Genomic DNA, 26,298 nt, shown 5'->3' with positions numbered 1-26,298 from the left:
GGAAAATGAATGGCAGAAGTATCAGTCAAACAACTTGCCACTGACATCGACACACCGGTTGATCGTCTTCTCCAGCAGTTTGTCGATGCCGGTATCAGCAAGAACAAGGCCGACGATCTGGTCAGCGAGTCCGAGAAACAGACTCTGCTGGCCCATCTGAAGAAACAGCATGGAGGTGACGAGGTCACCGCACCTGCCCGCATGACCTTGCAGCGCAAGACCAAGAGCACCCTGAGTGTTCAAGGCACTGGCGGCAAGAACAAGGAAGTGCAGGTAGAAGTGCGCAAGTCTCGCACCTATGTAAGACGTTCGGCGCTGGAAGATGAACAGCGTCAGGCGGAAGCCGAGGAAAAAGCGCGTTTGGAAGCAGAAGAAAAAGCCCGTCACGAGGCCGAAGAGAAGGCTCGTCGTGAGGCTGAGGAGAAGGCTCGCCTGGCGGCTGAGCAGGCTCGTCGTGAAGCTGAGGAAAAGGCGCGCATCGAGGCACAATCAAAGGCCAGGCAGGCTCAGCAGCCCGCCAAAGCAGCCGGTAGCACAGCTCAGCAAGAGGCAGAAAAGATGGCCAAGCGCGAAGCAGAAGAACTGAAGCGCCAACAGGAACAAACAGCTTTGCAAAAAGCTGAGGAACTCGCCGCTCAGAAAGCCGAAGAGGCTCGTCTGATGGCGGAACAAAATGCGGCCCGCTGGGCCGAGGAAGAAGCCGCTCGCGCCAAAGAGAGCAGCGACTACCACCTGACCACCAACAAGCATGCTCAGGCAGCCGAAGACGAACTGGATCGCAAAGAAGAGACCAGCCGTCGCACCGCCGCCGCCGCCAAGGGTCCGAAGAAACCGGGCCGTCGCGAGGATGATCGCAACTCCCGCGATCCCCGTGCCCGCAAGGGCAAGCGTGGCAAGATGGCCATGCCCAACGCCATGAAGCACGGCTTCAACAAGCCGGCCGCCGTGGTCAACCGTGACGTCGTCATCGGCGAGACCATCACAGTGGCGGAGCTCGCCAACAAGATGGCGGTCAAGGGTGTCGAAGTCATCAAGGCGATGATGAAGATGGGCGCCATGGCCACCATCAACCAGGTCATCGACCAGGAGACCGCTCAGCTGGTTGCCGAGGAGATGGGCCACAAGGTGGTGCTGCGTCGCGAGAACGAGCTGGAAGAGGCGGTACTGTCTGATCGTGACGAGACCTCCGAAGCCAAGCCGCGCGCGCCGGTCGTGACCATCATGGGTCACGTCGACCACGGCAAGACCTCGCTGCTGGACTACATCCGCAAGGCCAAGGTCGCCGCGGGCGAAGCCGGTGGCATTACCCAGCACATCGGTGCCTACCACGTCGAGACCGACAGTGGCATGATCACCTTCCTGGATACCCCGGGTCACGCCGCGTTCACCTCCATGCGTGCTCGTGGTGCCAAGGCGACCGACATCGTCGTGCTGGTGGTGGCTGCCGATGACGGCGTCATGCCGCAGACCATCGAAGCCATCCAGCACGCCAAGGCGGCGGAAGTGCCCCTGGTGGTGGCGGTCAACAAGATCGACAAGCCCGAAGCGGATCCGGATCGCGTCAAGACCGAGCTGGCCCGTTACAACGTCATGTCCGAGGACTGGGGTGGCGATTGCCAGTTCGTTCACGTCTCCGCCAAATCCGGCGAAGGCATCGACGAGCTGCTGGAAGCTATCCTGATCCAGTCCGAAGTACTGGAATTGAAAGCGGTGGTCGATGGCATGGCCAACGGCGTCGTGATCGAGTCCTTCCTGGACAAGGGTCGTGGCCCGGTTGCCACCGTGCTGGTACAAGAAGGTACCCTGCGCCAGGGGGACATCGTCCTCTGTGGTCTCGAGTACGGCCGGGTGCGCGCCATGCGTGACGAACTGGGTCGCGAGATCAAGGAAGCGGGTCCGTCCCTGCCGGTAGAGATCCTGGGTCTGTCCGGGGTGCCGTCAGCCGGTGACGAAGCCACCGTCGTGCGTGACGAGAAGAAGGCCCGCGAAGTGGCGCTCTATCGTCAGGGCAAGTTCCGCGAAGTCAAGCTGGCTCGCCAGCAGAAGGCCAAGCTGGAGAACATGTTCGCCAACATGACCGAGGGCGAAGTGTCCGAAGTGAACGTGGTGATCAAGGCCGACGTACAGGGCTCAGTGGAAGCGATCTGCGATGCGCTGGTCAAGCTCTCCACCGAAGAGGTCAAGGTCAAGATCGTGGGCTCCGGCGTGGGTGGCATCACCGAAACCGACGCGACCCTGGCTGCCGCCTCCAGCGGCATCCTGGTGGGCTTCAACGTCCGTGCCGACGCCTCTGCCCGCAAGGTCATCGAGGCCGAGAACCTGGATCTGCGCTACTACTCCGTCATCTATGACCTGATCGACGAAGTGAAGCAGGCCATGAGCGGCATGCTGGCTCCCGAGTATCGTCAGGAGATCATCGGTCTGGCTCAGGTCCGCAGCGTGTTCAAGTCGCCGAAATTCGGCGCCGTGGCGGGCTGCATGGTCACCGAAGGTGTGGTCAAGCGCTCCAACCGTATCCGTGTTCTGCGTGACAACGTGGTCATCTATGAAGGCGAACTGGAATCCCTGCGCCGCTTCAAGGATGACGTCAACGAAGTCAAGAACGGCTACGAGTGCGGCATCGCGGTCAAGAACTACAATGACGTACGCGAAGGCGACCAGATCGAAGTTTACGAGACTGTTGAAATCCAACGGACTCTGTAAGCCGAGAGCAAGACAAAATAGGGGGCTGAGGCCCCCTTTTATCGCAGGATAGAATATGGCCAGAGAATTCAGCCGGACCAACAGGGTCGGCCAGCAGATCCAGCGCGAAATCGCGCTCATTCTGCAGCGCGAGGTGAAAGACCCGCGCATCGGCATGGTAACCGTCTCGGACGTGGAAGTGTCCAAGGACCTCAACTATGCCAAGGTATATGTCACCTTCTTGCAGCTCGACAGCGATGCCGATCGCATCAAGGAAGGGCTCAAGGGCCTGACCGAGGCGGCCGGTTACATCCGCAGCCTGCTGGGCAGCGCCATGCGTCTGCGGGTGGTGCCCGAGCTGCGTTTCTACTACGACCAGACCCTGGTCGAGGGGATGCGTCTCTCCAACCTGGTGACCAACACAGTGCGTGACGACAAGCGTCGCATGGCCGAAGCCGGCCGTGAAGACGAAGCGCCCGCCGCCGATGACAAGACAGAGGATAACGCCTGAGATGTCTCGTAGACGTCGTTTCAAGGGCCGTGACGTACACGGCATCCTGCTGCTGGACAAGCCGACCGGGCTGACCTCCAACGATGTGTTGCAGAAGGTCAAGCGCATCTACAATGCCGCCAAGGCTGGTCACACCGGCGCCCTGGATCCCCTGGCGACCGGCATGCTGCCGATCTGCCTGGGCGAGGCCACCAAGTTCTCCCAGTACCTGCTGGAGGCGGACAAGCGCTATGAGGTGACCGCCAAGCTGGGCGAGCGCACCAATACCAGCGATTCCGACGGCGAAGTGGTCTCCACCCGTCCGGTGAACGTGGCCGTTGGCACCCTGATCGAGGCCCTGGACCAGTTCCGCGGCCCCATCATGCAGGTGCCGTCCATGTATTCGGCCCTCAAGCACAACGGTCGCCCCCTCTACGAATATGCCCGCGAAGGCATCGAAATCGAGCGGGAAGCGCGCCCCATCACCATCTTCGAACTCAAGCTGATCGGCTTCGAGGGGGACGAGGTGAAGCTGGAGGTGCACTGCAGCAAGGGCACCTACATTCGCTCCCTGGTGGACGATCTGGGGGAAGTGCTCGGCTGTGGCGCCCACGTCACCGCCCTGCGTCGCACCCAGGTGGCCCAGTATCCGTACGAGCGGATGCTGACCCTGGGGCAGCTCGAGTGCATCTTCGAGCAGACCAAGGCCGAGAGCGTGCCGCCCCGGGAGCAGCTCGATCCCCTGTTGCTGCCGATGGACACGGCGGTGGCCTCCCTGCCCGAGGTGAACATGCTGGCGGTGATCGCCGCCTATGTGAACCAGGGTCAGGCGGTCCAGGTGCCGGGTGTCCCCGCCAGCGGCCAGGTCCGCATGACGGTCGGCCCCGAGCGCGAATTCATCGGCGTGGGCGAGATCGACGACGAAGGGCGGGTTGCCCCCAAGCGTCTGGTTCGTTATCACGACGAGGAGTAATGGCGGCAGGGCGGCGGGCGAGTTAGCCATTGCGTTACGGGTCCGCTGCGATTATGATACCGCCCTCATTTCACGGCTGAATTAGAGATTGGCTGTGAACCTTTAAACACTCTATCGGAGTAATACCATGTCTCTAAATGCTGAGATCAAAGCTCAAATCGTTGCTGACAACGCTCGTTGCGCCAACGACACCGGCTCCCCCGAAGTGCAAGTTGCCCTGCTGACTGCCCAGATCAACCATCTGCAAGGTCACTTCAAGGAGCACTCCAAGGATCACCACGGTCGTCGCGGTCTGCTGCGCATGGTTTCCCAGCGTCGCAAGCTGCTGGACTACCTGAAGCGTAAAGACGTTCAGCGTTACGCTGCTCTGATCGCCAAGCTGGGTCTGCGTCGTTAATCGACCACAGATTTTGCGAAAAGGGGAACCGCGAGGTTCCCCTTTTTTTTTGGTCTTGCCAAGTGGTTGTCTTGTCACTCAATTCATGTAACCGCTTACGTTTTGGTTCGGATCAAGTATACTTGCACGCGAATTTAAAGAGCCAAATTGTCAAAAGGAAATTCACGTGAATCCTATTGTAAAGTCATTCCAGTACGGTCAACACACCGTCACACTGGAAACCGGTGTGATGGCCCGTCAAGCCACTGCGGCCGTCATGGTCAGCATGGACGATACCTGCGTATTTGTGACCGTTGTCGGCAAGAAAGAGGCCGACCACGGCCGCGACTTCTTCCCGCTGACCGTCAACTATCAGGAGCGTACCTATGCTGCTGGTCGCATCCCGGGTGGTTTCTTCCGTCGTGAAGGCCGTCCCAGCGAAGGCGAGACCCTGATCTCCCGCCTGATCGACCGCCCCATCCGCCCGCTGTTCCCGGAAGGCTTCCTCAATGAGGTTCAGGTGGTTGCCACCGTCATGTCCGTCAACCCGGCCGTGTCTCCCGATATCGTTGCCATGATCGGTGCCTCCGCGGCCCTGGCCATCTCCGGCATCCCGTTCGGTGGCCCCATCGCCGCCGCCCGCGTCGGTTACATGAACGGCCAGTACGTGCTGAACCCGACCACCACAGAACTGCCCCAGAGCGATCTGGATCTGGTGGTTGCCGGTACTGCCAACGCGGTGCTGATGGTGGAATCCGAAGCGGCCATCCTCTCCGAAGAGGTGATGCTGGGCGCCGTGGTCTTTGGCCACGATCAGATGCAGGTGGTGATCAACGCCATCAACGAATTCGCCGCCGACGTGGGCACCCAGCCCTGGGATTGGACCCCGCCTGCCGTCAACGAGGCGCTGAAAGCCAAGATCGCCGAGCTGGCCACCGCCGAACTGGGTGAAGCCTACCGCATCACCGAGAAGGCCGTGCGTTATGCCGCCATCGGCGCCATCAAGGCCCGCGTGGTTGAGCAAGTCATCGCCTCCGGCGTGGAAGAAGACGCCAAGAAGATTGGCGAAGAGTTCCACAGCCTGGAGAGCCGCATCGTCCGTGGCCGCGTCGTCCGTGGCGAGCCGCGTATCGATGGTCGCGATCCCGAGATGATCCGTGCCCTGCACGTGGGCACCGGCGTGCTGCCGCGCGCTCACGGCTCCGCCCTGTTCACCCGTGGCGAGACTCAGGCCATGGTCGTCGCTACTCTGGGTACCGAGCGTGACGCCCAGAACATCGACGAGCTGACCGGCCACCGTGCCGACCGCTTCATGCTGCACTACAACTTCCCGCCGTACTGCGTCGGCGAGACCGGCATGATGGGCAGCCCCAAGCGTCGCGAAATAGGTCACGGCCGTCTGGCCAAGCGCGGCGTGGCCGCCGTGATGCCGAGCGCCGCCGAGTTCCCGTACGTGGTGCGTGTGGTCTCTGAGATCACCGAATCCAACGGCTCCTCCTCCATGGCTTCCGTCTGTGGTTCCTCCCTGGCGCTGATGGATGCCGGTGTGCCGATCAAGGCGTCCGTTGCCGGTATCGCCATGGGTCTGGTGAAGGAAGAAGAAGGCTTCGTGGTGCTGTCCGACATCCTGGGTGACGAAGATCACCTGGGCGACATGGACTTCAAGGTGGCCGGTACTACTCAAGGTATCACTGCGCTGCAGATGGACATCAAGATCGAAGGCATCACCAAAGAGATCATGGAGATAGCCCTCAAGCAAGCCCGTGGTGCTCGCCTGCACATCCTGAAGGTGATGGACGAAGCCATCCAGGCTCCCCGCAGCGAGATCTCCGATTTCGCCCCGCGCATCCATACCATCAAGATCAATCCCGAGAAGATCAAGGATGTCATCGGCAAGGGCGGGTCCGTGATCCGCGCCCTGACCGAAGAGACCGGCACCAACATCGAGCTGGATGATGACGGTACCGTCCGCATCTCCGCCGTGGCCAACGAGGCCGCCATGGAAGCCATTCGTCGCATCGAGGCCATCACCGCCGAGATCGAAGTGAACCGCATCTATGAAGGCAAGGTGGTGCGTCTGGCCGACTTCGGCGCCTTCGTCAACATCCTGCCGGGTAAAGACGGTCTGGTGCACATCTCCCAGATCACCGACGCCCGCGTCCAGAACGTGGCCGACCACCTGGCCATCGGTGACGTGGTCAAGGTGAAGGTACTGGAAGTGGATCGTCAGGGCCGTGTGCGTCTCTCCATCAAGGAAGCGAATGCACCGACCGAGGCCGCCGCACCGGTTGCCGAGGTGGCCGTTGCCGCCGCCGAAGAGCCTGCCGCCGAATAAGGCGAGTCCATGGTGAAGAAGCCGACCTCAGGGTCGGCTTTTTTTTGTCCGGATGTGGCTGGCGTCTTCTCGGTGCCGGATGGGTTGTTTCTTTTGAGACTCATTGTTATAAGGGACGACCGCCTTCAGCCGTCATAAGGAGATGCACCATGTCGTGGGCCTATCTCAGGCAGTTCCCCATCCTGGTCTGGATCGTCATTCTGGGTACCTTCATGGTGCGCACCAGTTTCTTCATGGTGTGGCCCTTTCTCTCCATCCTGCTCTACCGTGACCATGGGCTCTCGGCGACCCTGATCGGCCTCATCCTGGGGGCCACGGCGGCGCTCTCGACCCTGGTCAGCTTCTATGGCGGCTGGCTCTCTGACAAGTGGGGGCGGCGCAACATACTGCTTTTCGGCTGTCTGGTCTCGGCGGCGAGTTTCGTCCTGCTCGGCCTCTCCCATCAGGTGAGCTGGCTGGCGCTGGGGGTGATCGGCAGCGGCCTCTCCTACGGTCTCATCGATTCGCCGGGCAAGGCGCTGATGGCCGACAACCTGGCCGAGCCCAAGGCCCGCGAGCTGGCCCTGCACCTGCGCTACTTTCTGCTCAACCTGGGGGCCGCCCTCGGCCCCCTGATCGGGGTCAGCTATGGCCTGAGCGCCCGCCAGGAGACCTTCCTGCTGCTGGGGGCCAGCTATCTGCTGCTGGGCTTGCTCTTTGTCATGGGATTCAGACTGACCCCTCGTCAGGTGGCGAGTCCGGTGGGTCCCGGCATGCGCGCCGTGCTGCGGGTGCTCGGGCGAGATCGCGCTTTCCTGCTGCTGACCCTGGCCAACCTCCTGCTGATGCTGGTCTACGCCCAGTTCGAATCGCCGCTGATCCAGTACCTGACCCGGGCCGGCACCCCCGAGGTGGCGCGGCTGGTCGGTCTGCTGGTCACTGCCAATGCGCTCACCATAGTGCTGTTGCAGTTTCCGCTGCTCCACCTCACCGCGCGCTGGTGCAACAAACGCAGGTTGCAGCTCGGGGTGGCGCTGTTTCTCGGTGCCCAGCTGCTGTTCGCCCTCGGAGATACCGCCATCTGGTGGCACTGGATAGTGGCGGTGATCCTGCTGAGCGTGGGGGAGTGCATCCTTTTTCCCTTGCTCAATGTGCTGATCGATCAGATGGCACCGGCGCACCTCAAGGGCAGCTATTTCGGGGCGGCCTCCCTGTCCGGGCTCGGTGTGGCCATGGGGGCCCTGTTGGGGGGCTGGATGATAGCCCACTGGGGCGGCGGCTGGCTCTACGGACTCATGACCCTGCTCTGTCTGGCCATCCTGATCCTGTACGAGGCCAGCGCCCGGGAGCCTCGCCCCGAGGCGGTCAGCCCCTGTCCCGGGGAGGGATAGCGGGCGGCGGTGCCGGCATGGGACAGCCCGCAGGAGTCTGTCAGAAGGTGAGTACCTTGTCCGCCGCCAGGGTCCACTGGGCCAGCAGAGGCAGGCTGCCAATCTCGATGCCCTCGATGAGGGGCAGTGCCGTGATGCCGCGCGCATCGGTGCAGCTCTTGCACAGGCGAATGGTGCTGCCCTGGGCCAGCAGGATCTCCAGCATCTGGCGCAGGTTGTAGCCCTCGGCCGGGGCCTGGCCCGCGAGGGCTGCACCGACCGCATCGGACATCAGGAAGAGTTGCAGGCTGGCACCGCCCTGCTCGCCCAGGGCAATGGCGAGACGCAGGGCATTGAACAGGGATTCGTTGCCGTAGGGGGCGCCGTTGGCAATGATGAGGATATGTTGGGTCATGTGGGTCTCCTGATTGGAAGGGCCATTGTAGCCCGGCCGGATTGGGGTTGACGTGATGTCGCACAAACTCTGTCGTAGCGCTTTTCCCGTGGCTTGACCCTGGCGAGTGGGTGCGGTCTGATAGGCGACCATCAAACATGACAGAGGAGTGAGGTCGTTATGTGGAAGCTTGCGGGAGTCGGCATGCTGCTGTTGGCAGGTCAGGCTTATGGCAACCAGGAGGTGTGGTGTCAGGCCCGGCAGCAGGCGGTGGCAGAGCAACTGGCCAGTGCCCGTGCCCACGGCAACGGGGAGCAAGTGGCTGGGCTGGAGCGGGCATTGCGCAACATAGAGACCCATTGCACCGATGCCGGGCTGCTCGAGGAGAGCGACGAGCAGCTGGTTGAGCTCAAGGCCAAGGTGGATGAGCGCCTCAGCGAGTTGCAGAGCGCCAGGGTCACGGGCAAGCCGGACAAGATTGCCAAGAAACAGGGCAAGCTGGATGAGGCTCAGGCCAAGTATCAGCAGGCGCTGATCCACAATGGCGCGCTGCGTGCCCTTGTCGAGTCCAAGGGCAAGTAGGCGGAGCTATCTGTTGTCATCGGCAGATAACAATCAGGCCGGGCATGAGCCCGGCCTGATTGTTGATGCCATGGCGGATGGCATCAGCTGCGATGCAGCTTCACACACTGTTCATCAGCTGCGCTGCCTCTCCATATAAGCAGGCAGTCCGTGGGTCGCAGATGCTGATGCCGGTGTTACTGCCTGTGCAGCGTCACAAACTTGTCCATCAGCTGCTCTTGCGTCTCTACGTGAGCGGGATCCCAGATGATGCAGTCGATCGGGCAGACGCTGATGCAGGTGGGCTTCTCATAGTGGCCGACGCATTCGGTGCACAGATCGGGATTGATCTCGTAGATGGCCTCTCCCAGGCTGATGGCCTGGTTCGGACACTCGGGATCGCACATGTCGCAGTTGATGCACTTGTCGGTGATGAGCAGCGCCATCTCAGGCCGCCGAGTGGGGCTGGCGAGTATCCTGACGCTCTCCCAGATTGCGCAGCAGTATGCCGTAGTTGATGTCGACCTCTTTGGGGACGGGCACATAGACCACATGGCCGTTGCCCGGCGCGGTATCGATAAGTTCCCCCTTGCGGTTCTGCATCTGCTCCAGGTTGAAGCTGACGTTGCCCTGCGGCGTCATCAGCTCCAGGCTGTTGCCCACCAGAAACTTGTTCTTCACTTCCACTTCCACCATGTCGCCATCGCGACCGGTGATCTCGCCGACGAACTGCTGGGTGTCGGAGACGGAGTAGCCATAGTCGTAGTTCTGGTACTCGCTGTGGTTGTGGCGGCGCAGGAAGCCCTCGGTGTAGCCACGGTGGGCCAGGTTCTCGAGGGTGCCCATCAGGGTCGGATCGAACGGACGACCGGCGACTGCATCGTCGATGGCCTTGCGATAGACCTGGGCGGTACGGGCGCAGTAGTAGAAGGACTTGGTGCGCCCTTCGATTTTCAGGGAATGCACGCCCATCCTGGTCAGGCGCTCCACGTGCTCGACGGCGCGCAAGTCCTTGGAGTTCATGATGTAGGTGCCGTGCTCGTCCTCGAACGCCGTCATGAACTCGCCCGGACGGTTGGACTCTTCCAGCAGCACCAGGGCATCGGTCGGCTTGCCGGCGCCAAGGGTCGGATCCACTTTCTGCACGGCGATGGGCTCCTGACGGTGCACGATCTGGCCCACGTCATCTTCCTTGCCTTCGTGCACCTTGTACTCCCAGCGGCAGGAGTTGGTGCAGGTGCCCTGGTTGGGATCGCGCTTGTTGATGTAGCCGGAGAGCAGGCAGCGGCCGGAGTAGGCCATGCACAGGGCGCCGTGGACGAAGACTTCCAGCTCCATCTCCGGCACCTGCATGCGGATCTCCTCGATCTCGTCCAGGGACAGCTCGCGGGACATGATGGCGCGGGTCAGGCCCATCTGATGCCAGAACTTCACCGTGGCCCAGTTGACCGCGTTGGCCTGCACCGAGAGGTGAATGGGCATGTCCGGGAAGGCTTCGCGCATCATCATGATGAGGCCCGGATCTGACATGATCAGCGCATCCGGCTTCATCTCCACCACGGGACGCATGTCGCGGATGAAGGTCTTGAGCTTGGAGTTGTGGGGCTGGATGTTGGCCACCACATAGAACTGCTTGCCCAATGCGTGGGCCTCGTTGATGCCGAGCTGCAGGTTGGCGTGATCGAATTCGTTGTTGCGCACCCGCAGGCTGTAGCGCGGCTGGCCCGCATAGACGGCGTCGGCGCCATAGGCATAGGCGTAACGCATGTTCTTGAGGGTCCCGGCGGGGGAGAGCAATTCTGGTCTGAACATGATTTTCTCGCTGGTCTGATTGCAAATCAGGACGACGCCACCTGATGGCGCCGCAATGAGGCTGGCACTCTCCTCTATGGAGGTGATGCCATCCCGATAAGGGTGCGAGATTGTACTCGTCCCCAGGCCATCATGCAATTTGGCCTGGGCTGGCTGTGATCGACCGGACCTGGGAAGGGGGTCAAGGGGATGTGGCAGTCAAGCGCGATTCCTGTGGGGCTTGCTGAGGGGCAGGTGTCATGGCCTGGGCCAGCCAGGACCAGTCGAGCCTGGGCGTATCCGCCTTGAATCGCTGGTAGGCCTGGCCCTGCGCAACGGTCAGGAACAGGGTGCTCGGCAGGCCGAGGCGGTTGAGATAACGCACCATGACGTCCCCTTGGTAATGGCGCAGCCGTTGCTGCAGCTCGGGCAGCGTCAACCCTTGCTCCCGACCCCTCTCATCCCAGATTTCAAACATATGAAGACGCTCCATGCGACGCTATGGGGTGACTGTTTCGAAAAAGCGGGGGCAGGGCAATTGTCAGATCTGACAGGGGGAAAAGCGAAAACCCGGCGCAGGGCCGGGTTCTCTGAAGAATGGTGGAGGGAGAAGGATTCGAACCTTCGAAGGCAGAGCCGTCAGATTTACAGTCTGATCCCTTTGGCCGCTCGGGAACCCCTCCACAGGGGCATTGCTTTTTACAGGCCTTTCTTATCAATCAGGAAGATGGTGGAGGGAGAAGGATTCGAACCTTCGAAGGCAGAGCCGTCAGATTTACAGTCTGATCCCTTTGGCCGCTCGGGAACCCCTCCACGGGGTATTTTCCTGATTTTTGCACTTGAAATGGTGGAGGGAGAAGGATTCGAACCTTCGAAGGCAGAGCCGTCAGATTTACAGTCTGATCCCTTTGGCCACTCGGGAACCCCTCCTCAAGTGCGAGGCGCATACTAACAGATCCCACGGCTTTGTGAAGCCCCGATTTGCAATCTATGCAGAAAAATATGCGAGTCGCTTATTTTTTGATATCTAGCGTTCAAAATTCAATCTTTTCATAGGCTTCATGTCGGATTGATCGCAAGTGAACCCAGGGATCCCCCCCGGGTTTGGCCGCCCGAGCCCCGCAATGTGAATGGAGCAAACCAGGGTTTTATACTGGATTGCGCTCTTTTTTCTGTGAATGTGATGGGGAATGGGTTTGAGTGTGGACTTTGCTGCTACCTGATCTTAATCTCGCCATGTTATCTAACTGTTAACATGGAATGTGACCCTATGCAGCCTCTCGAAGTCGCCGTCCTGCGCGGCCAGTTTCCCGCCCTCAATCAGTTGATCGATGGCAAGTCCCCCCTCTTCTTCGACGGCCCAGGTGGTGCCCAGGTCCCTCATGCCGTACTGGGAGCCATGACGGACTACCTGGGACGCTTCAACGCCAACCTGGGCGGCACCTTCTTCTCCGGCAGAGAGACGGAGCAGCAGGCGCTGCGGGCCCGTCAGGGGGCGGCGACCCTGCTGGGGGCCGAGCATTGGCAGGAGATAGTGTTCGGTGCCAACTTCACCAGCCTCACCTTCGCCTTCAGCCGTGCCCTGGCACGGGAGTGGCAGGCGGGGGACGAGATAGTCGTCTCCGCCCTGGATCACTACTCCAACGTCTCCAGCTGGCAGCAGGCGGCGGAGGATAGGGGCGTCATCGTCCACCAGGCGCGGGTCGATGCCGGCACTGGTGGGCTCGACATGGCGCACCTGCTGAGCCTGCTCGGGCCGCGCACCCGGCTGGTGGCGGTGACGGCGGCCTCCAATACCACGGGCACCCTGGTGGACATTCCCGCCATCGCCGACGCGGTACACGGGGTTGGCGCCCTGCTCTATGTGGATGCGGTGCATTTCGCCCCCCATGAGCGCATCGACGTGCAGGCCTGGGATTGCGACTTCCTCGGCTGCTCCGCCTACAAGTTCTTCGGGCCGCATCTGGGCATCCTCTATGGCAAGCTGGCCCATCTGGAGCGACTGACCCCCTACAAGGTGGAACCGGCCAAGAATGTCTCCCCCTACAAGTGGGAGACGGGCACCCAGAGCTGGGAGGCCCTGGCGGGGCTTGAGGCCACCATCGAGTACCTGGCCTCCCTCTCCGGCCTGACGGCCCGGGAGGCTTCCCTGGAGGAGCGGCTCGATATCGGCTTCGCCCGCAGTCATGCCCACGAGCAGCAGCTGAGCGCGCACCTGCTGGCCAAGCTGGCGGAGCGTCCCTGGCTCACCCTCCATGGTATCCGGGGCACGGCGGGGCGCACCCCCACCTTCGCCCTCACCTCGCAGCGGCACACCCCGGCCCAGATGGCGACCCATCTCGGCGAGCATCAGGTGTGCAGTTGGGCGGGTCACTTCTATGCGCTCGGGCTGATAGCGGCGCTCGACGTCGGGGAGGGGGGGGTGCTGCGCATCGGCTGCATGCACTACAACACCCTGGCCGAGATAGACAGGCTGTTCGCCCTGCTGGACGCCATGGCGCGCTGAGCCGGGGCGCCGCCCTGAGAGCGACTAGCTGGCGATCAGCTGGTGGATCTGGTCGAGGGGCACTGTGTGGCGGGCCGCCCCCAGCTTGAGCGCCTCCTTGGGCATGCCAAAGACCACGCAGGAGGCCTCGTCCTGTGCATAGGTCATGGCGCCCGCGTCCAGCATCTCCTTGAGGCCGCGGGCGCCGTCATCCCCCATGCCGGTCATGATGATGCCGGTGGCATTCTTGCCGGCGTGCTTGGCGACGGAGCGAAACAGCACATCGACCGAGGGACGATGACGGTTGATGAGGGGACCATCCATCACATCCACGTGATAGTAGGCGCCGCTGCGCTTGAGCAGCATGTGCTTGCCCCCCGGCGCTATCAGGGCGAGGCCGGGGATCACCCTGTCGTTGTGGCACGCCTCGCGCACTTCTATCTGGCACAGGCCGTTGAGCCGGGCGGCGAAGGCGGCGGTGAATTTCTCCGGCATGTGCTGGACGATGACGATGCCCGGGCTGACCCTGGGCAGGGCGGTGAGTACCCGCTCCAGGGCCTGGGTGCCGCCGGTGGAGGTGCCCAGCGCCACGATCCGCTCCGTGGTCTGGGCCATGGCCTGGGAGGGGGCGGGCAGCCAGCCATCCATGTCTATCCTGGGGGGCACGGTGAGCGGCGGCTTGCCCAGTCGCTTGAGATTGGCCATGGCCGCGCCGCGCACCGCCATGGCCAGCTCGTGAGCGGACTCCTGCAGGAAGCCCTTCAGCCCCATGGTGGGCTTGGTGATGATGCTGACCGCCCCGGCCGCCCCGGCCGCCCCGGCCGCCATGGCCTGCAGGCTGGTCTCGGCCCCCCGGGTGGTGAGGGAGGAGCAGATCACCACAGGGGTCGGCCGCTCGGCCATGATCTTTTGCAGGAAGGTGATGCCGTCCATGCGCGGCATCTCCACATCCAGCACTATCACATCCGGCCAGGCCTTCTTGAGTTTCTCCAGGGCAAACAGGGGATCCGAGGCGGTGGCGATGACACTGATATCCGGTTCCCGCTCCAGCACGCTCTGCAACACCTGCCTGACCACGGCGGAATCATCGACCAGCATGACGGTGATCTGTTTCATTGGCTTGTCCTTGTTCGGTAAGAGAGCGACTACCTGAGGCCGGGTTCCGGTGCCAGGGGAGAGTGCCTGACCCAGACATGACCCGAGCCCAGCTCGAAGATCAGGGATCTGTGGCCTGTGCCCCCCAGATCGTGGGCGCTGACCGTCAGGCCATGGCGCCGAACCAGGCGCCAGGCCGCCGCCACATTCTGGCTGGCGATGTCCCGCGGGTGGCGATCGCAGAACTGGGGGAACATGTTGCCCCCGCCAAACAGCTTGGTCACATACTCCCTGGGGTCGCTCCCGGTCTCGTTTATCGCCGCCAGCAACAGGGCCAGGGCTTCATCTGCATACTTGCCATCCAGCCGCCCTCGGCCTGCCACTGGTGGCTGGCCGCCAGGGGGGCGGCCCGGCAACATGAAGTGGCACATGCCTCCCCAGTGGTGGTGAGGGTGCCAGAGCGTCAGGCTGACGCAAGAGCCCAACTGGGTGCGCATCTCCAGCGCCTCCTGGCTGAACAGGGCCTCACCGGGTTGCAGCTGCAGCGCCTTCATGGCCAGACTCAGGGCTTGCGGTAGATGGAAGGGGAGACGAGTTGCAGGCCGCACTGCAGGCCATGGAGGCTCTCGGCATGGCTGATGATGAGATAGCCTCCCCGGCGCAGCAGGGGCACCAGGCGGGCAAGCACCTGCTCCTTGGTCTCCCGGTTGAAGTAGATCATCACGTTGCGAATGAAGATGAGGTCGAACTGCCCCAGCTCCGGCAGCGGCTTGCTGAGGTTTATCTGGCTAAAGTGCACCCTCTCCCTGAGTTTGCGATCGATGAGAAAGGTGCCCTCCTGCAAGCCAATCCCCTTGAGGCAGTATTTCATCAGATAGGAGGTGGGGATGTTGTGGGCGCGATCCATGGCGTAGAGGCCCGCCCTGGCCTGGGCCAGGACCCGGCTGCTGATGTCCGAGGCAAGGATCTCCCAGGGAGCCGACGGCCGCCGTTCGGCCAGGGTCATGGCGAGGCTGTAGGCCTCCTCCCCGGAGGAGCTGGCGGCGCTCCAGATGCGCAGGGGTCGCCCCTGGGGAAAATCGGGCAGCACCTGCTGGCTCAGAAACTCGAAATGCTTGGGTTCGCGAAAGAAGTAGGTCTCGTTGGTGGTCAGCAGATCCAGGGCCAGCTGCAGCTCCTGTTTGGCGTCATCGTGCATGATGAGGCGAAAGTAATCGCCAAAACTTGGCAACTGGTAATGGGAGAGCCGCTTGGCGAGGCGGCTGCTGACCAGCGTCTTCTTGGCGGGAGAGAGGTCGATGCCGGCGGTCTGATGCAGCCAGCGCTGAAATTGACAGAACTCCTGATCGCTCAGGACGGCATGTTCCAACACGGGTTCTCTCCTCCCGTCACCGGGACGGGGTAGACGGGGCTGGCGGCTTGCATCTGGGTTCAAACGCGTCATAAATCACCCGTCTCATGGATCTTCGGCTGGCTTGCATGGTGGGGCGGGGAGGAGCTCCCCGCCGTTCGGATCAGAAACGGACGAAGTCGCCTTCCTCATAGGCGCGGCCATGGGCGGCCGAGAGATCCTGGGGGCCCCCCTCCTGGGCCTGATACCGGCTGCGACTGGTGCCCTTTTGTGGCGGCTGCCTGAGCTCGGTCACCGTCTTGTGCTGCACCAGGGTGAAGAACTCCATGGATTGCTGCAGCTGTTCGGCCTGGCCGCTCATCTCCTCGGCGGTGGCGGCCAGCTCCTCGCTGCTGGCGGCGTTTTGCTGGGTCACCTGGCTGAGCTGGCTCATGGCCATGTTGATCTGGCTGACCCCGGTGGATTGTTCCGCGGAGGCGGCGCTGATCTCCTGCACCAGATCCGAGGTCTTGTTGATGGAGGGCACTATCTGATCGAGCAGCTCTCCCGCCCGTTCCGCCATGTCGACGCTGCTGGAGGCCAGCTCCCCTATCTCCTGGGCCGCCACCTGGCTGCGTTCGGCCAGCTTGCGCACCTCGGCGGCGACCACGGCGAAGCCCTTGCCATGGTCACCGGCCCGGGCCGCCTCGATGGCGGCGTTGAGGGCCAGCAGGTTCGTCTGGTAGGCGATGTCATCTATGATGCTGATGCGCTTGGCGATCTGCTTCATGGCATCCACCGTCTGCTTGACCGCGTCCCCTCCCTCGATGGCCTCCTTGGCCGCCTTGCTCGCCATGCCGTCCGTGACCTGGGCGTTCTCGGTATTTTGATTGATGCTGGCGCTCATCTGCTCGATGGAGGCACTGGTCTCCTCCATGCTCGACGCCTGCTCGCTGCTCGACTGGCTGATGCTCTGGGCGGTGGCGCTCACCTGTTCCGAGGCGCTGGAGAGGTTGTCCGAGGCGCTGCGCACCTCTGTGACTATGGTGGTGAGGGCCGCTATGGTCTGGTTCAGGGCATCCTTGGTGGTACCGAACACCCCGGGATAATGGGCGTCTATCTTCTGGGTCAGATCCCCCTCGGCCAAGGCCTGCACCACCCGGATCACGTCCTTGAGGCTGGTGTCTATCACGTCGGCAATCTTGTTGATCCCCTCTCCCAGGTTCTTGAAGAAGCCCGCCTTGTCGGCGAGGGCCATGCGCTTGCTCAGCTCGCCATCGATCACCGCCTGGACTATCTCGGACACCTCCCGCTCGATGGCAACCTCCTTGGTGCGATCGCTCCACTCCACCACGGAGCCAAGGCGCTCGCCGTCATCGGCAAAGACGGGGTTGGCGACCAGGGAGAAGGTGCGGCCCCCGAGCAGGATCTGGGTGCGATAGGTGCTGGCGAGCTTGGCCAGCATGCCCCGTTGATGGCCGGGATTCTTGTGGAAGCTGTCGATGTTGCTGCCCATCAGCTGGCTGGTATTGAAGTGGGGCAGCTCGCTCTTGATGTCGTGCTCGGCCTCGACCAGCATGGTCTTGACCGACTCGTTCATGTAGATGATGTCGAGGTTGTTGTCGGCGATCATCACGTTGGTGGTGGCGCAGTCGAGGGCCTTCTTGACCCGCATGCTCTCGTCCGAGGCCTGTTTGGCGGCGGCATTGGCGGCCTTGACCTCGTTCTCGATGGCCACCTCGCGGGTGCGATCGTTCCACTCCACCACGGTCCCGAGCCGCTCCCCCTCGTCATTGACCACGGGACTCGCGATGAGGGAGAAGATGCGTCCCCCCAGGGTTATCTGGGTGCGGTAGGTCTTGTCGAGCTTGGCCAGCATGGCGCGCTGGTGGGAGGGATGCTTGTGAAAGCTGTCGATGTTCTTGCCCATGAGGCCGCTGACCTCGAACGCCGTCAGCTCCTTCTTGATGTCGCTCTCGGCCAGGGTCAGCATCTCCTTGATGGCCTCGTTCATGTAGATGATGTTGAGGTCGGTGTCGGCGATCATCAAGTTGGTGGTGGCGCCATCGAGGGCCTTGCGGACCCGGAAGTTCTCGGTGTGGGCGAGCTGGCTGGCCTGAGTCTGTGCCAGGTTGCTGCGCACCGTCTGGCCGAGGCGCTCGAGCAGCTGGTTGAACTCCTGGCACAGCGCCAGCAATGGGCCGCTCAGTCCGTCGAGGCGGATGGCTTGCTCGAACTGGCCGCTGGCGGCGGCGAGGTTGACGGCCATGGCATCCGTCAGGGTGTGATCGAGCTGGGACAACAGCCGTTCGTGGTCGTCGTTGCCAAACAACTTGCCGAAAAATGATTGAGTCATGAGCCTTATCCTTGTGCTGATACTCGAGTGATAAAAGTCTGTTGCTGCCTATTGGGTCACGGCGATGGCCGCATCCGGGCGATGGGTTATCTCATGGAGCAGGGCCATCTCGTCGATGGAGAGCACCTTCTGGGTGTTGAGCAGGATGACGAACTTGCCATTGACCTTGCCCATGCCGCTGATGAAATCGGAACGGATCCTGGCGCCGAAGCTCGGGGGCGGCTCTATCTCCTGCCTGGGAATGGTCAGCACCTCGGAGACGGCATCGACCACGACCCCTATGTCCTGGGACCCTCCCTCCTGGTCCCCCTCCTGACCCTGGGTCTCTATGATGACGATGCAGCTGCGGCGGGTGACCGTCGAGGCGGCATTGCCAAAGCGGGCGTTGAGATCGACCACAGAGACCACGGCGCCCCTCAGGTTGATGACGCCCCTGATGAACTCAGGCATCAGGGGGATGGGGGTGATGTTGCCGTACTCGATGATCTCCTTGACCCCCAGGATGTTGATGGCAAACATCTCCCCCTTGATGAGGAAGGTGAGGTACTGGGCATCGCCCTGGGTCGCCGCGGGCAGAGGCGTGGATGCCAGGGTCAGTTCGGTGGATGGATTCATGGGGCCTCCGGTCAGAAACGGACAAAGTCGGCGTCATCAACCGGCCCACCGTGGACCGGCTGCGCAGGTTGGGACGAGGTCAGGAAGTGGCCGCGAGGCTGGGCCGGCTTGGCCCGCGCCACGCTGGCGCCTCCCTGGCCCGCGGGGGCTCTGGCGGCCAGGATGAAGAAGTCCATGGTCTGCTGCAGCTCCTCCGCCTGGCTGCTCATCTCCTCGGCGGTGGCGGCCAGCTCTTCGCTGCTGGCGGCATTTTGCTGGGTGACCTGATTGAGCTGGTTCATGGCTTGGCTTATCTGGGTCACGGCCCCCGCCTGTTCGCCCGAGGCGGCGCTGATCTCCTGGACCAGGTCCGAGGTCTTGCGAATGGAGGGGACGATCCGCCCCAGCAGCTCGCCGGCGCGCTCCGCCTGCTCCACGCTGCTGCTGGAGAGTTCCCCTATCTCCTGGGCCGCCACCTGGCTGCGTTCGGCCAGCTTGCGCACCTCGGCGGCGACCACGGCAAAGCCCTTGCCATGCTCCCCGGCCCTGGCCGCCTCGATGGCGGCGTTGAGGGCCAGCAGGTTCGTCTGGTAGGCGATGTCATCTATGATGCTCACCTTGCGCGCTATCTGCTGCATGGCGCTCACCGTCTGCTGCACCGAGGTGCCGCCCTCGCCGGCCTCCTGGGCCGCCTGGCCGGCCATGGCATCGGTCTGGCGGGCGTTGTCCGTGTTCTGGTTGATGCTGGCGCTCATCTGTTCGACCGCCGTGCTGGTCTGTTCGACGCTGGCGGCCTGCTCGCTGGTGGCCTGGCTCAGAGACTGGGCGGTGACGCTCACCTGATTGGAGGCATTGCTCAGGCTGTCGGTGGCGCTGCGCACCTCGTCTATGATGCCGGTGAGGGAGGTGATGGTGTCGTTCAGGCCATCCTTGGTGCGACCGAAGACGCCGGGGTAGGGCTGCTCGATGCGCTGGGTCAGGTCGCCCTTGGAGAGGGCGGTGGCGATGCGCATCACGTCCCCCAGGCTGGTGTCCGTCACCTCGGAGAGGCGGTTGAGCAGCTCGCTCAACCGTTTCACATAACCCTGGCGCTCCGCCAGACTGATGCGGTAGCTGAAGTCCCCCTGCTCCACGGCGGCGCTCACCTGTTGCTCTATGTCATTGATGAGGGCCCCCAGCTTGTCGACCATGTATTGCATGGCCTCCAGCAGCTGGCCCGCCTCGTCCCGGGAGCTGACCTCCAGATGCACGTTCAGATCCCCCTCCGCCAGCTGGCGGGCGGCCTTGAGTGCCTGGTTGATGGGGTCCGTGATGCTGCGGATCAGGCGCAGGCCGAACCAGATGGCCGCCAGCAGCCCGACGCCGATGCCGACCATCACCATGGGCAGCAGGGTCTGGTAGGCGGACTGGGCATGGTCGAACTCCGTCTTGGCGACGTCGAGCTGCAGGTTGACCAGCTCGGTCACCTTTCTGCTGATGGGGTCGATGGCCTCATAGAGGTGGCCATCGAACTCATTGAGGGTGCCGGTCACCAGCCCCTGCCGGTTGGCCAGCAGCTGGGTGAGCCGGTCGATCTCCCGGTTTGCCGTCTCAAACAGCGCCAGAGCCTGGTCCGAGAGCCGCTGCTCGTCCGGGGTCAGGCTGGTGGCCTGATAGCGCTGCCACTCCTGGGCTATCTGCTGCTGGGCGGCCTGGATCTCCTTGAGGGCGGCATCGGCGCTGATGAGGCCGGCGTTCGCCTTGTTGACGTTGTCTACGATGGCGACGGCGTAGCGATCCGCTATCTCCTTGAGCTGCTTGAGGGGGACGACCCTGTCCTGGTAGACCCGCAGCACCCCCTGATTGCCCTGCTGCATCCCGTACAGTCCCAGGCTGCTCAGCAGCAACAGCAAGGCGCAGAGGGCGCCGAGCAGCAGGAAGAGGCGGGTCTTGATGGTGGCATCCTTGAACATGGCTCGCTCCTCCTCAATTGATACTGGGTTGGCTCTGGGGTGACCCGGTGCCAGTGTGGTTCAGCTGATGCAGTTCACGCCGGATGGCCGACTGGAGCAGGGCGGGGATATCCAGGATCAGGGCGATGTCGCCTCCCCCCAGAATGGTGGAGCCGCTGATGCCGCTCAGCTGGTTGTAGAGCTTGCCGAGGGGCTTGATGACTGTCTGCAGCTCGCCGAGCAGCTCGTCCACCACCAGCCCTGACTTCTGGCCGCCGTGGCTGACCACCACTATGTTCTCCCTGCGTCCCGGCTGGCCCGAGAGCGCGAAATAGCGTTGCAGCCGCACGAAGGGCAGCACCTCGCCGCGCAGGTTGATGTAGTCCCGGCCCTGGGTGTCTTGCAGCGCCAGCTCGGTCAGCTCGACGCATTCGATGACCATGTCCAGGGGGATGACATAGTGGGCGCTGCCGACCCGCACCAGGAAGCCGTCTATGATGGCCAGGGTCAGGGGCAGACGGATACGCACCAAGGTGCCCTTGCCCGTCTCGCTGTGCAGCTCGACGCTGCCGCGCAGGGCCTGGATGTTGCGCTTGACCACATCCATGCCGACGCCGCGCCCCGACAGCTTGGTCACCTCCTCGGCGGTGGAGAATCCCGGCTCGAAGATGAGCTGATACACCTCCTGATCGCTGAGCTGTTGTCCCGGGCTCAGGAGGTCGCGCTCCAGGGCCTTTTTCAGGATCCGCTCCCGGTCGAGGCCGGCGCCATCATCCCGGATCTCGAGCACTATACTGCCCGAGTCATGAAAGGCGTTGAGGGTCAGGGTGCCCTGGCTCGGCTTGCCCGCCAGGCGGCGCCGCTCGGCCGATTTGATGCCGTGATCCATGGCGTTGCGCACCAGGTGCATCAAGGGATCGCCAATCTTCTCCACCACCGACTTGTCGAGCTCGGTGTCGGCCCCCGAGATGTGCAGTACTATGTCCTTGCCCAGCTCCTGGCTGACGTCTCGCACCACCCGTTGGAAGCGGTTGAAGGTCTCGCCGATGGGCACCATGCGCAGGTGCAGGGCACCATCCCGGATCTCCTCGACCAGCATGGTGATGACGGAGGTGGCCTCCTGCAACTGGCTGTCGCGGCAGCGCTGGGCCAGCAGATTGGCCCCCGAGCTGGCCACCACCAGTTCGCCGACCAGGTTGATGAGATCGTCGAGCTTGTCGGCGGGCACCCGCACGAAGCGCTGCTCCCTGCTTTTTTGCTCCTTGCCCTGGCTCTGCTTCCTGAGGGCGGCATCGACCACCACCTCGTCCACCGCCCCCTGGGCGACCAGGATCTCGCCGAGCCTGGGGGAGGGGTCTTCCCCCCTCTGCAGGCAGAGGCCGGCGTCCAGCTCGGCCTGGGTGAGGGCCCCCGATTTGACCAGCAGCTGGCCCAGCCGCTCGCTCTCCTCGGGCAGGGCCGCCATGAACGCCAGGTACTCCTCCACCTTGCTGTCTGGGGGCAGTATGACGATTCGGCAGTCATCGCGAACGAACTCGAACACCTCGGCGATGCTCTCCTTGCTGGCGCTGGAGTCGAAGTCGATCTCGTAGCCGAGGTGGCAGAGCTCGGGGTCGAACCCCTGCCAGGGGGGGATGGCCCCGGTGATGGTCTCCATGGTCACTATCTTGCCCAGGGTGGCGAGATAGCGCAGGAAGGAGGTGGGCTCCATGCCGCTCTTGAACACGTCCGTGCCAAAGCGCAGGGAGATGTGCCAGAGCCCGCTGGTGGTCCGGGGGGGCTCGCGCTCGATGCGTGCAGGCCCGCCGCCGTGCAGCGGGGGGAGGGCATCTTCCCGGGGTTGCCAGACGAGCAGGCGCTCGCGCAGCGCCGCCTCCCTGGCGAGATCCCCGGGGGTCGGATCTTCCCCTTGCTCGACCACTGTGCTGACCAGCAGGTTGATGTGATCGCAGCTCTCCAGCAGCACCTTGATGAGGGGGGCCGAGATGGCGAGCCTGTGGTTGCGCACCTGATCGAGGATGTCCTCGACGATGTGGGTAAAGCCGATGATGGGGGTCAGCCCGAACAGGCCGGCGGATCCCTTGATGGTGTGAGCGGCCCGGAACACGGCGCCTATGAGCTCGTCATCGCCTGGTGTCGATTCCAGGCTGAGCAGGGCGGACTCCATCTCCACCAGCAGCTCTCTCGCCTCGACGAGGTAGGTTTGTAGCGCCTGATCCAGCTCCATGCTCGGGCTCCTTGTCGCCTAGTCATTGAGGGTATAAAGCAGCAGGGTGGGATCGCCGAAGTAACCCGAGAGGTTGCACAGCTCGATCGCCTCCAGCACCACCTGGCTGTGAAACAGCAGGTGCAGGCTGCCCCCGCGGCGCCCCGCCTCCTGTTTGGCGGCGATCAGCAGTTGCAGACCGGCGCTGTCGATCTCGCTGACCCCGGAGAGATCCATCTCTATCTCCCTGGGTTGTTCGAGCCATTCGCTCATCTGCTCCTTGAGCTCGCTGGCGTGATAGATGGTCATCTCACCCTCCAGCCTCATGGCAATCTTGTCTGGCAGTGACGTTGCGTGCAGCGGCATAGGACCTCCTGACTAGGGCATGATGAGCTTGGCGACGGCGGCCAGCATCTGTTCCGGCTGGAAGGGTTTGACCACCCAGGCCTTGGCGCCGGCGGCCTGGCCCTCCTGCTTCTTGCTGTCCTGGGATTCGGTGGTCAGCATGATGATGGGGGTGAACTTGTAGCTGGCCAGCTTCCTGGCCTCCTTGACGAAGCTGATGCCATCCATGTTCGGCATGTTGACGTCGCTGATGATGAGGTTGATCTTCTTGCCATCGAGCTTGCTCAAGGCATCCCGGCCGTCACAGGCATCGATGACATCGTAGCCCGCGGTCTTGAGGGTCATGCCGACGACCTGACGAATGGTCGCCGAGTCATCCACGATTAAGATGGTCTTGCCCATAGCGCTCTCCTAAAAAAAGGTGATGTCCGTGTCTGTCTTTTGGGAAGGGGTCTGCTTGCCGTGGTGAAGGTCTCGCTGCTCGTCGGTGGCGTAGGAGAGTTCCATGTCCGCCAGCCAGCGCTGGGCGTCGATGGCGATCCGCTCGTGGGCAGGGGCGCGTTTGGCGTGGAGGAGGTGGTCGTACAGGCTCTCCATGTTCTGCCGGACATGGCTCAGGATCTGGCTGACCCTGTCCTGGAACTGGAGTGAGACGATGAGCTCCGAGATCTCGGCATGAATGCCGCTACTCTCGTGCTGCAAGAGGGCGGCGGATTCTGCCAGGCTGGCGGTGGCTTCATGGAAGCGGGTCAGCACCTGCTCGATGGATTGCTCCGAGTGGGCGACGGATTCGTGATCCCGGGCCGCCGCCGACTCGGCTATCTGGAACACCTGGGCGATACCGGTGTTGATGGTATCGACCTTGCCGGACATCTTCTTGGCGGTCTCGCTGGAGAGGCGCGAGAGGGTGCGTACCTCGTCGGCCACCACGGCAAAACCGCGGCCCGCCTCCCCGGCCCGGGCCGCCTCGATGGCGGCGTTGAGGGCGAGCAGGTTGGTCTGGGACGCTATCTTGGCCACATCCAGGGCCATGGCATTGAGCTCCTGGGTGTAGGCGGTGAGCCCCTTTATCTCCGCCAGCATGGCGTCGCGGTTCTGCTGGGTCGCCCGCATGCTGGCCAGCACAGCGCCCAACTGGCGCTGACTCTCGGCCAGCACGGCCGCCATCCCTTCCGAGTTCTCCCCGGCCAGGTCCCCGGCCGCATGGTGGGAGGCGGTCACCGCCTCCTCCAGCTTGGTGGAGATGCCGACGAAGCGTTCGGTGAGGCTGATCATGGCTCCCTCGCTCTGCTGGCGAGAGCTCTCGATCTGCTTGGTCCAGATGGGGACGGCCTGTTCGCAGACCTGCTCCAGACCGGCCAGGGCGGCGCCACTGCTCTGGGCATGCTGCTCGGGAGCCTGGGGCAACGGGGGGGCGGCTTGGGCTCGGCCAAGCCAGAGGCCGATGCCCAGCGCCAGTACCAGGTTGATGGCCAGGTAGGGATAGGGCAAGCCCTGGGTAGCGAGGCAGAGCAGGACGCCGTTAGCGGCAGCCAGGGCGAGCACCCAGAAAAAGGGAGCCCGATTGGGTAAGAAAGTGCTGTGTTTTGCCATACATGAGCTCATCCGTGAACACGAGGTGGGCGATCGACACTGGGGTGGTAGCGCACTGTCTAGTTATTAATTACCGATCGCTCAGTAATGGTAGCCCAAAAAGAAAAAAGGCAAGGGATCAGCAAGATAAAGAAACAAGGGGCGGGTCTGGCGAGAGGAGGCAAGCGGAGGATGGCGTTGCGCCATCCTCTTTCGGGTCTTGTTTAGCGGGGGCGGTCGGCCTGCTGGCAACCCGCGACGGCGCTGGCGATGAGCTCGAGCCCGGTCTGCTGGCAGGGGGGCAGTTCGTCGTCACACTGGGCCAGTGGCGTGACCCGATCGCCCCACTTGATGAGGGCGGCGCCCCAGGTCAGGCCGGCGCCAAAGGCGGCGGTCAGCAGATAGCTGTCCGGTTTGACCCGGCCCTGCTCCAGCGCCTCGCACAGGGCGATGGGCACGGTGGCGGCCGAGGTGTTGCCGTACTGGGCTATGTTGACCATCACCTTCTCCATGGGGGCATCCATCCGCTTGGCCAGGGTCTCGATGATCCTGAGGTTGGCCTGATGGGGCACGATGAGATCGACCTGCTCCGGGGTGATGCCGGCCTGGGCCAGCACGGCGCCCGTGGCCTCGCCCATGCCCCGCACGGCGCGCTTGAAGATCTCCTGCCCCTCGAAATTGAACGCGAACAGGCCGTCAATCTCGGCGAAACGCTCGCGATCTGTCCCGAAGTTTGGGATGTGCAGGATCTCGCGGGCCTCGCCGTCACAGCCGAGCTTGTTGGCAATCAGGCCGCTCTCCCGCTCGCTCGCCTCTATGATGACGGCGCCGGCGCCATCGCCGAACAGCACGGCGGTGTCGCGCTTGGCCCAGTCCAGCAGCTTGGTCAGCCGCTCGGCGCCAATCACCAGCACCCTCTTCATCATGCCGGTCTGCACCAGGGCGGTGCCGACGGAGAGCCCGTAGACGAAGCCGGTGCAGGCGGCATTGAGATCGAACACCGCCGCCTTGTGGGCGCCCAGGGCCTGCTGCACGGCGGAGGCACCGTTGGGCACCAGCGTGCCCGGGGTGGCGGTGGCGAGAATGATGCCGTCGAGCTGGCTCGCCTCGAGGCCGGCGCAGGCCAGGGCGCGGCGGGCGGCCAGGGTGGCCAGGGCCGAGCAGCTGACATGGGAGACCCTACGGGCCTTGATACCGGTGCGGGAGTGGATCCACTCGTCCGAGGTCTCCATGATGGTGCTGAGGTCATCGTTGCTCAGCACGGCGGGGGGCAGGCACTTGCCCCATCCTGTGATATTGGCAAAAGTCATGGCGTTACCACTTGTCTCTGGGCCCCTGGCGAGGCGCGGCATGGGGCGGAAAATCGCGCAATTATGACGGAGCGGCTGCCATCTGTCATCCCGATGCCCGGATCCGGCGAGCCGGGAGCTGGT

The 26,298-nt window shown here is 63.1% G+C and carries 23 protein-coding genes and 3 tRNA genes; 8 read left to right on the top strand and 18 right to left on the bottom strand.

Annotated elements, in window-relative coordinates; genetic code table 11:
• Window positions 1-9: 9 nt before the first annotated feature.
• The 6 genes from infB to ACLHZ1_RS04410 all read left to right on the top strand — a co-directional run bounded on the left by infB (window position 10) and on the right by ACLHZ1_RS04410 (window position 8,226).
• Window positions 10-2,703 (top strand): translation initiation factor IF-2, encoded by a 2,694-nt coding sequence (infB, locus tag ACLHZ1_RS04435; RefSeq protein WP_408795151.1) that lies wholly within the window; start codon window positions 10-12, stop codon window positions 2,701-2,703.
• A gap of 55 nt (window positions 2,704-2,758) precedes the next feature.
• Window positions 2,759-3,193: a 30S ribosome-binding factor RbfA gene (gene rbfA / locus ACLHZ1_RS04430; RefSeq protein WP_041995719.1), complete on the top strand. Its 435-nt coding sequence runs from the start codon at window positions 2,759-2,761 to the stop codon at window positions 3,191-3,193.
• Between the two features lies 1 nt (window position 3,194).
• Window positions 3,195-4,145 carry a tRNA pseudouridine(55) synthase TruB gene (gene truB, locus ACLHZ1_RS04425; RefSeq protein WP_427261127.1) on the top strand — a complete coding sequence of 317 codons (951 nt, stop codon included), beginning with the start codon at window positions 3,195-3,197 and terminating at the stop codon, window positions 4,143-4,145.
• A 127-nt stretch (window positions 4,146-4,272) separates the two neighbouring features.
• Entirely contained in the window at window positions 4,273-4,542 is a 270-nt protein-coding gene (gene rpsO / locus ACLHZ1_RS04420; RefSeq protein WP_005298162.1) for a 30S ribosomal protein S15, read from the top strand.
• 166 nt (window positions 4,543-4,708) lie between these two features.
• A complete protein-coding gene (gene pnp, locus ACLHZ1_RS04415) occupies window positions 4,709-6,856 on the top strand; it encodes a polyribonucleotide nucleotidyltransferase (protein ID WP_408795158.1) in 2,148 nt (715 codons plus the stop codon).
• 149 nt (window positions 6,857-7,005) lie between these two features.
• Window positions 7,006-8,226, top strand: coding sequence for an MDR family MFS transporter (locus ACLHZ1_RS04410; RefSeq protein ID WP_427261126.1), 1,221 nt, complete (start codon window positions 7,006-7,008; stop codon window positions 8,224-8,226).
• Window positions 8,227-8,266: 40 nt separating this feature from the next.
• Here ACLHZ1_RS04410 and ACLHZ1_RS04405 read toward each other — a convergent pair whose 3' ends face one another.
• Window positions 8,267-8,620, bottom strand: coding sequence for a DsrE/DsrF/TusD sulfur relay family protein (locus tag ACLHZ1_RS04405; RefSeq protein WP_408795163.1), 354 nt, complete (start codon window positions 8,618-8,620; stop codon window positions 8,267-8,269).
• Window positions 8,621-8,779: 159 nt separating this feature from the next.
• Between ACLHZ1_RS04405 and ACLHZ1_RS04400 the strand changes: the two genes are divergently transcribed.
• Window positions 8,780-9,181 carry a DUF1090 domain-containing protein gene (locus ACLHZ1_RS04400; protein WP_427261125.1) on the top strand — a complete coding sequence of 134 codons (402 nt, stop codon included), beginning with the start codon at window positions 8,780-8,782 and terminating at the stop codon, window positions 9,179-9,181.
• Window positions 9,182-9,357: 176 nt separating this feature from the next.
• Here ACLHZ1_RS04400 and ACLHZ1_RS04395 read toward each other — a convergent pair whose 3' ends face one another.
• From ACLHZ1_RS04395 to ACLHZ1_RS04370, 6 genes are all read right to left on the bottom strand, one after another.
• Window positions 9,358-9,606 (bottom strand): YfhL family 4Fe-4S dicluster ferredoxin, encoded by a 249-nt coding sequence (locus ACLHZ1_RS04395; protein WP_408795168.1) that lies wholly within the window; start codon window positions 9,604-9,606, stop codon window positions 9,358-9,360.
• A gap of 1 nt (window position 9,607) precedes the next feature.
• Window positions 9,608-10,972, bottom strand: a complete 1,365-nt coding sequence (yegQ, locus tag ACLHZ1_RS04390; protein ID WP_427261124.1) for a tRNA 5-hydroxyuridine modification protein YegQ — start codon at window positions 10,970-10,972, stop codon at window positions 9,608-9,610.
• 181 nt (window positions 10,973-11,153) lie between these two features.
• The gene (locus tag ACLHZ1_RS04385) at window positions 11,154-11,429 is read right to left on the bottom strand and encodes a hypothetical protein (RefSeq protein ID WP_427261123.1); all 276 of its coding nucleotides are present in this window, start codon (window positions 11,427-11,429) and stop codon (window positions 11,154-11,156) included.
• Between the two features lie 120 nt (window positions 11,430-11,549).
• A tRNA-Tyr gene (locus ACLHZ1_RS04380) sits at window positions 11,550-11,634 on the bottom strand.
• Between the two features lie 45 nt (window positions 11,635-11,679).
• Window positions 11,680-11,764, bottom strand: a tRNA-Tyr gene (locus ACLHZ1_RS04375).
• A 32-nt stretch (window positions 11,765-11,796) separates the two neighbouring features.
• Window positions 11,797-11,881 (bottom strand) — tRNA-Tyr (locus ACLHZ1_RS04370).
• Window positions 11,882-12,221: 340 nt separating this feature from the next.
• Here ACLHZ1_RS04370 and ACLHZ1_RS04365 point away from each other — a divergent pair.
• Complete coding sequence (locus tag ACLHZ1_RS04365) at window positions 12,222-13,457, top strand: cysteine desulfurase-like protein (RefSeq protein ID WP_427261122.1); 1,236 nt, start codon at window positions 12,222-12,224, stop codon at window positions 13,455-13,457.
• Between the two features lie 24 nt (window positions 13,458-13,481).
• On the opposite strand, the gene ACLHZ1_RS04360 is transcribed toward ACLHZ1_RS04365, so the two are convergent.
• From ACLHZ1_RS04360 to ACLHZ1_RS04310, 11 genes are all read right to left on the bottom strand, one after another.
• Window positions 13,482-14,552: a protein-glutamate methylesterase/protein-glutamine glutaminase gene (locus ACLHZ1_RS04360; protein ID WP_427261121.1), complete on the bottom strand. Its 1,071-nt coding sequence runs from the start codon at window positions 14,550-14,552 to the stop codon at window positions 13,482-13,484.
• A gap of 29 nt (window positions 14,553-14,581) precedes the next feature.
• Window positions 14,582-15,085: a chemotaxis protein CheD gene (locus ACLHZ1_RS04355; protein WP_427261120.1), complete on the bottom strand. Its 504-nt coding sequence runs from the start codon at window positions 15,083-15,085 to the stop codon at window positions 14,582-14,584.
• Window positions 15,086-15,093: 8 nt separating this feature from the next.
• Window positions 15,094-15,903, bottom strand: coding sequence for a CheR family methyltransferase (locus ACLHZ1_RS04350; protein WP_427261119.1), 810 nt, complete (start codon window positions 15,901-15,903; stop codon window positions 15,094-15,096).
• 142 nt (window positions 15,904-16,045) lie between these two features.
• A complete protein-coding gene (locus tag ACLHZ1_RS04345; RefSeq protein WP_427261172.1) occupies window positions 16,046-18,130 on the bottom strand; it encodes a methyl-accepting chemotaxis protein in 2,085 nt (694 codons plus the stop codon).
• A gap of 135 nt (window positions 18,131-18,265) precedes the next feature.
• Entirely contained in the window at window positions 18,266-18,832 is a 567-nt protein-coding gene (locus ACLHZ1_RS04340) for a chemotaxis protein CheW (protein WP_427261118.1), read from the bottom strand.
• Window positions 18,833-18,843: 11 nt separating this feature from the next.
• Window positions 18,844-20,763 carry a HAMP domain-containing methyl-accepting chemotaxis protein gene (locus ACLHZ1_RS04335; RefSeq protein WP_427261117.1) on the bottom strand — a complete coding sequence of 640 codons (1,920 nt, stop codon included), beginning with the start codon at window positions 20,761-20,763 and terminating at the stop codon, window positions 18,844-18,846.
• Window positions 20,764-20,776: 13 nt separating this feature from the next.
• Window positions 20,777-22,969, bottom strand: coding sequence for a chemotaxis protein CheW (locus ACLHZ1_RS04330; RefSeq protein ID WP_427261116.1), 2,193 nt, complete (start codon window positions 22,967-22,969; stop codon window positions 20,777-20,779).
• Between the two features lie 18 nt (window positions 22,970-22,987).
• Window positions 22,988-23,275, bottom strand: coding sequence for an STAS domain-containing protein (locus ACLHZ1_RS04325; RefSeq protein WP_427261171.1), 288 nt, complete (start codon window positions 23,273-23,275; stop codon window positions 22,988-22,990).
• Window positions 23,276-23,326: 51 nt separating this feature from the next.
• Complete coding sequence (locus ACLHZ1_RS04320; RefSeq protein ID WP_408795197.1) at window positions 23,327-23,695, bottom strand: response regulator; 369 nt, start codon at window positions 23,693-23,695, stop codon at window positions 23,327-23,329.
• Window positions 23,696-23,704: 9 nt separating this feature from the next.
• Entirely contained in the window at window positions 23,705-24,886 is a 1,182-nt protein-coding gene (locus ACLHZ1_RS04315) for a methyl-accepting chemotaxis protein (RefSeq protein ID WP_427261115.1), read from the bottom strand.
• 203 nt (window positions 24,887-25,089) lie between these two features.
• Window positions 25,090-26,175 carry a ketoacyl-ACP synthase III gene (locus ACLHZ1_RS04310; RefSeq protein WP_427261114.1) on the bottom strand — a complete coding sequence of 362 codons (1,086 nt, stop codon included), beginning with the start codon at window positions 26,173-26,175 and terminating at the stop codon, window positions 25,090-25,092.
• Between the last annotated feature and the right edge of the window lie 123 nt (window positions 26,176-26,298).

The sequence above is a fragment of the Aeromonas sobria genome, assembly GCF_050266975.1.
In the GTDB taxonomy this organism is placed as follows: Bacteria; Pseudomonadota; Gammaproteobacteria; order Enterobacterales; family Aeromonadaceae; genus Aeromonas; species Aeromonas sobria_B.
This window is presented reverse-complemented; position numbering and strand designations above follow the sequence as displayed.

Coding starts and splice junctions, on each gene's coding strand:
- infB (WP_408795151.1), top strand. CDS start 10: ATGGCAGAAGTATCAGTCAAACAACTTGCCACTGACATCGACACACCG.
- rbfA (WP_041995719.1), top strand. CDS start 2,759: ATGGCCAGAGAATTCAGCCGGACCAACAGGGTCGGCCAGCAGATCCAG.
- truB (WP_427261127.1), top strand. CDS start 3,195: ATGTCTCGTAGACGTCGTTTCAAGGGCCGTGACGTACACGGCATCCTG.
- rpsO (WP_005298162.1), top strand. CDS start 4,273: ATGTCTCTAAATGCTGAGATCAAAGCTCAAATCGTTGCTGACAACGCT.
- ACLHZ1_RS04410 (WP_427261126.1), top strand. CDS start 7,006: ATGTCGTGGGCCTATCTCAGGCAGTTCCCCATCCTGGTCTGGATCGTC.
- ACLHZ1_RS04405 (WP_408795163.1), bottom strand. CDS start 8,620: ATGACCCAACATATCCTCATCATTGCCAACGGCGCCCCCTACGGCAAC.
- ACLHZ1_RS04400 (WP_427261125.1), top strand. CDS start 8,780: ATGTGGAAGCTTGCGGGAGTCGGCATGCTGCTGTTGGCAGGTCAGGCT.
- ACLHZ1_RS04395 (WP_408795168.1), bottom strand. CDS start 9,606: ATGGCGCTGCTCATCACCGACAAGTGCATCAACTGCGACATGTGCGAT.
- yegQ (WP_427261124.1), bottom strand. CDS start 10,972: ATGTTCAGACCAGAATTGCTCTCCCCCGCCGGGACCCTCAAGAACATG.
- ACLHZ1_RS04385 (WP_427261123.1), bottom strand. CDS start 11,429: ATGTTTGAAATCTGGGATGAGAGGGGTCGGGAGCAAGGGTTGACGCTG.
- ACLHZ1_RS04365 (WP_427261122.1), top strand. CDS start 12,222: ATGCAGCCTCTCGAAGTCGCCGTCCTGCGCGGCCAGTTTCCCGCCCTC.
- ACLHZ1_RS04360 (WP_427261121.1), bottom strand. CDS start 14,552: ATGAAACAGATCACCGTCATGCTGGTCGATGATTCCGCCGTGGTCAGG.
- ACLHZ1_RS04355 (WP_427261120.1), bottom strand. CDS start 15,085: ATGAAGGCGCTGCAGCTGCAACCCGGTGAGGCCCTGTTCAGCCAGGAG.
- ACLHZ1_RS04345 (WP_427261172.1), bottom strand. CDS start 18,130: ATGGCCGTCAACCTCGCCGCCGCCAGCGGCCAGTTCGAGCAAGCCATC.
- ACLHZ1_RS04340 (WP_427261118.1), bottom strand. CDS start 18,832: ATGAATCCATCCACCGAACTGACCCTGGCATCCACGCCTCTGCCCGCG.
- ACLHZ1_RS04335 (WP_427261117.1), bottom strand. CDS start 20,763: ATGTTCAAGGATGCCACCATCAAGACCCGCCTCTTCCTGCTGCTCGGC.
- ACLHZ1_RS04330 (WP_427261116.1), bottom strand. CDS start 22,969: ATGGAGCTGGATCAGGCGCTACAAACCTACCTCGTCGAGGCGAGAGAG.
- ACLHZ1_RS04325 (WP_427261171.1), bottom strand. CDS start 23,275: ATGAGGCTGGAGGGTGAGATGACCATCTATCACGCCAGCGAGCTCAAG.
- ACLHZ1_RS04320 (WP_408795197.1), bottom strand. CDS start 23,695: ATGGGCAAGACCATCTTAATCGTGGATGACTCGGCGACCATTCGTCAG.
- ACLHZ1_RS04315 (WP_427261115.1), bottom strand. CDS start 24,886: ATGGCAAAACACAGCACTTTCTTACCCAATCGGGCTCCCTTTTTCTGG.
- ACLHZ1_RS04310 (WP_427261114.1), bottom strand. CDS start 26,175: ATGACTTTTGCCAATATCACAGGATGGGGCAAGTGCCTGCCCCCCGCC.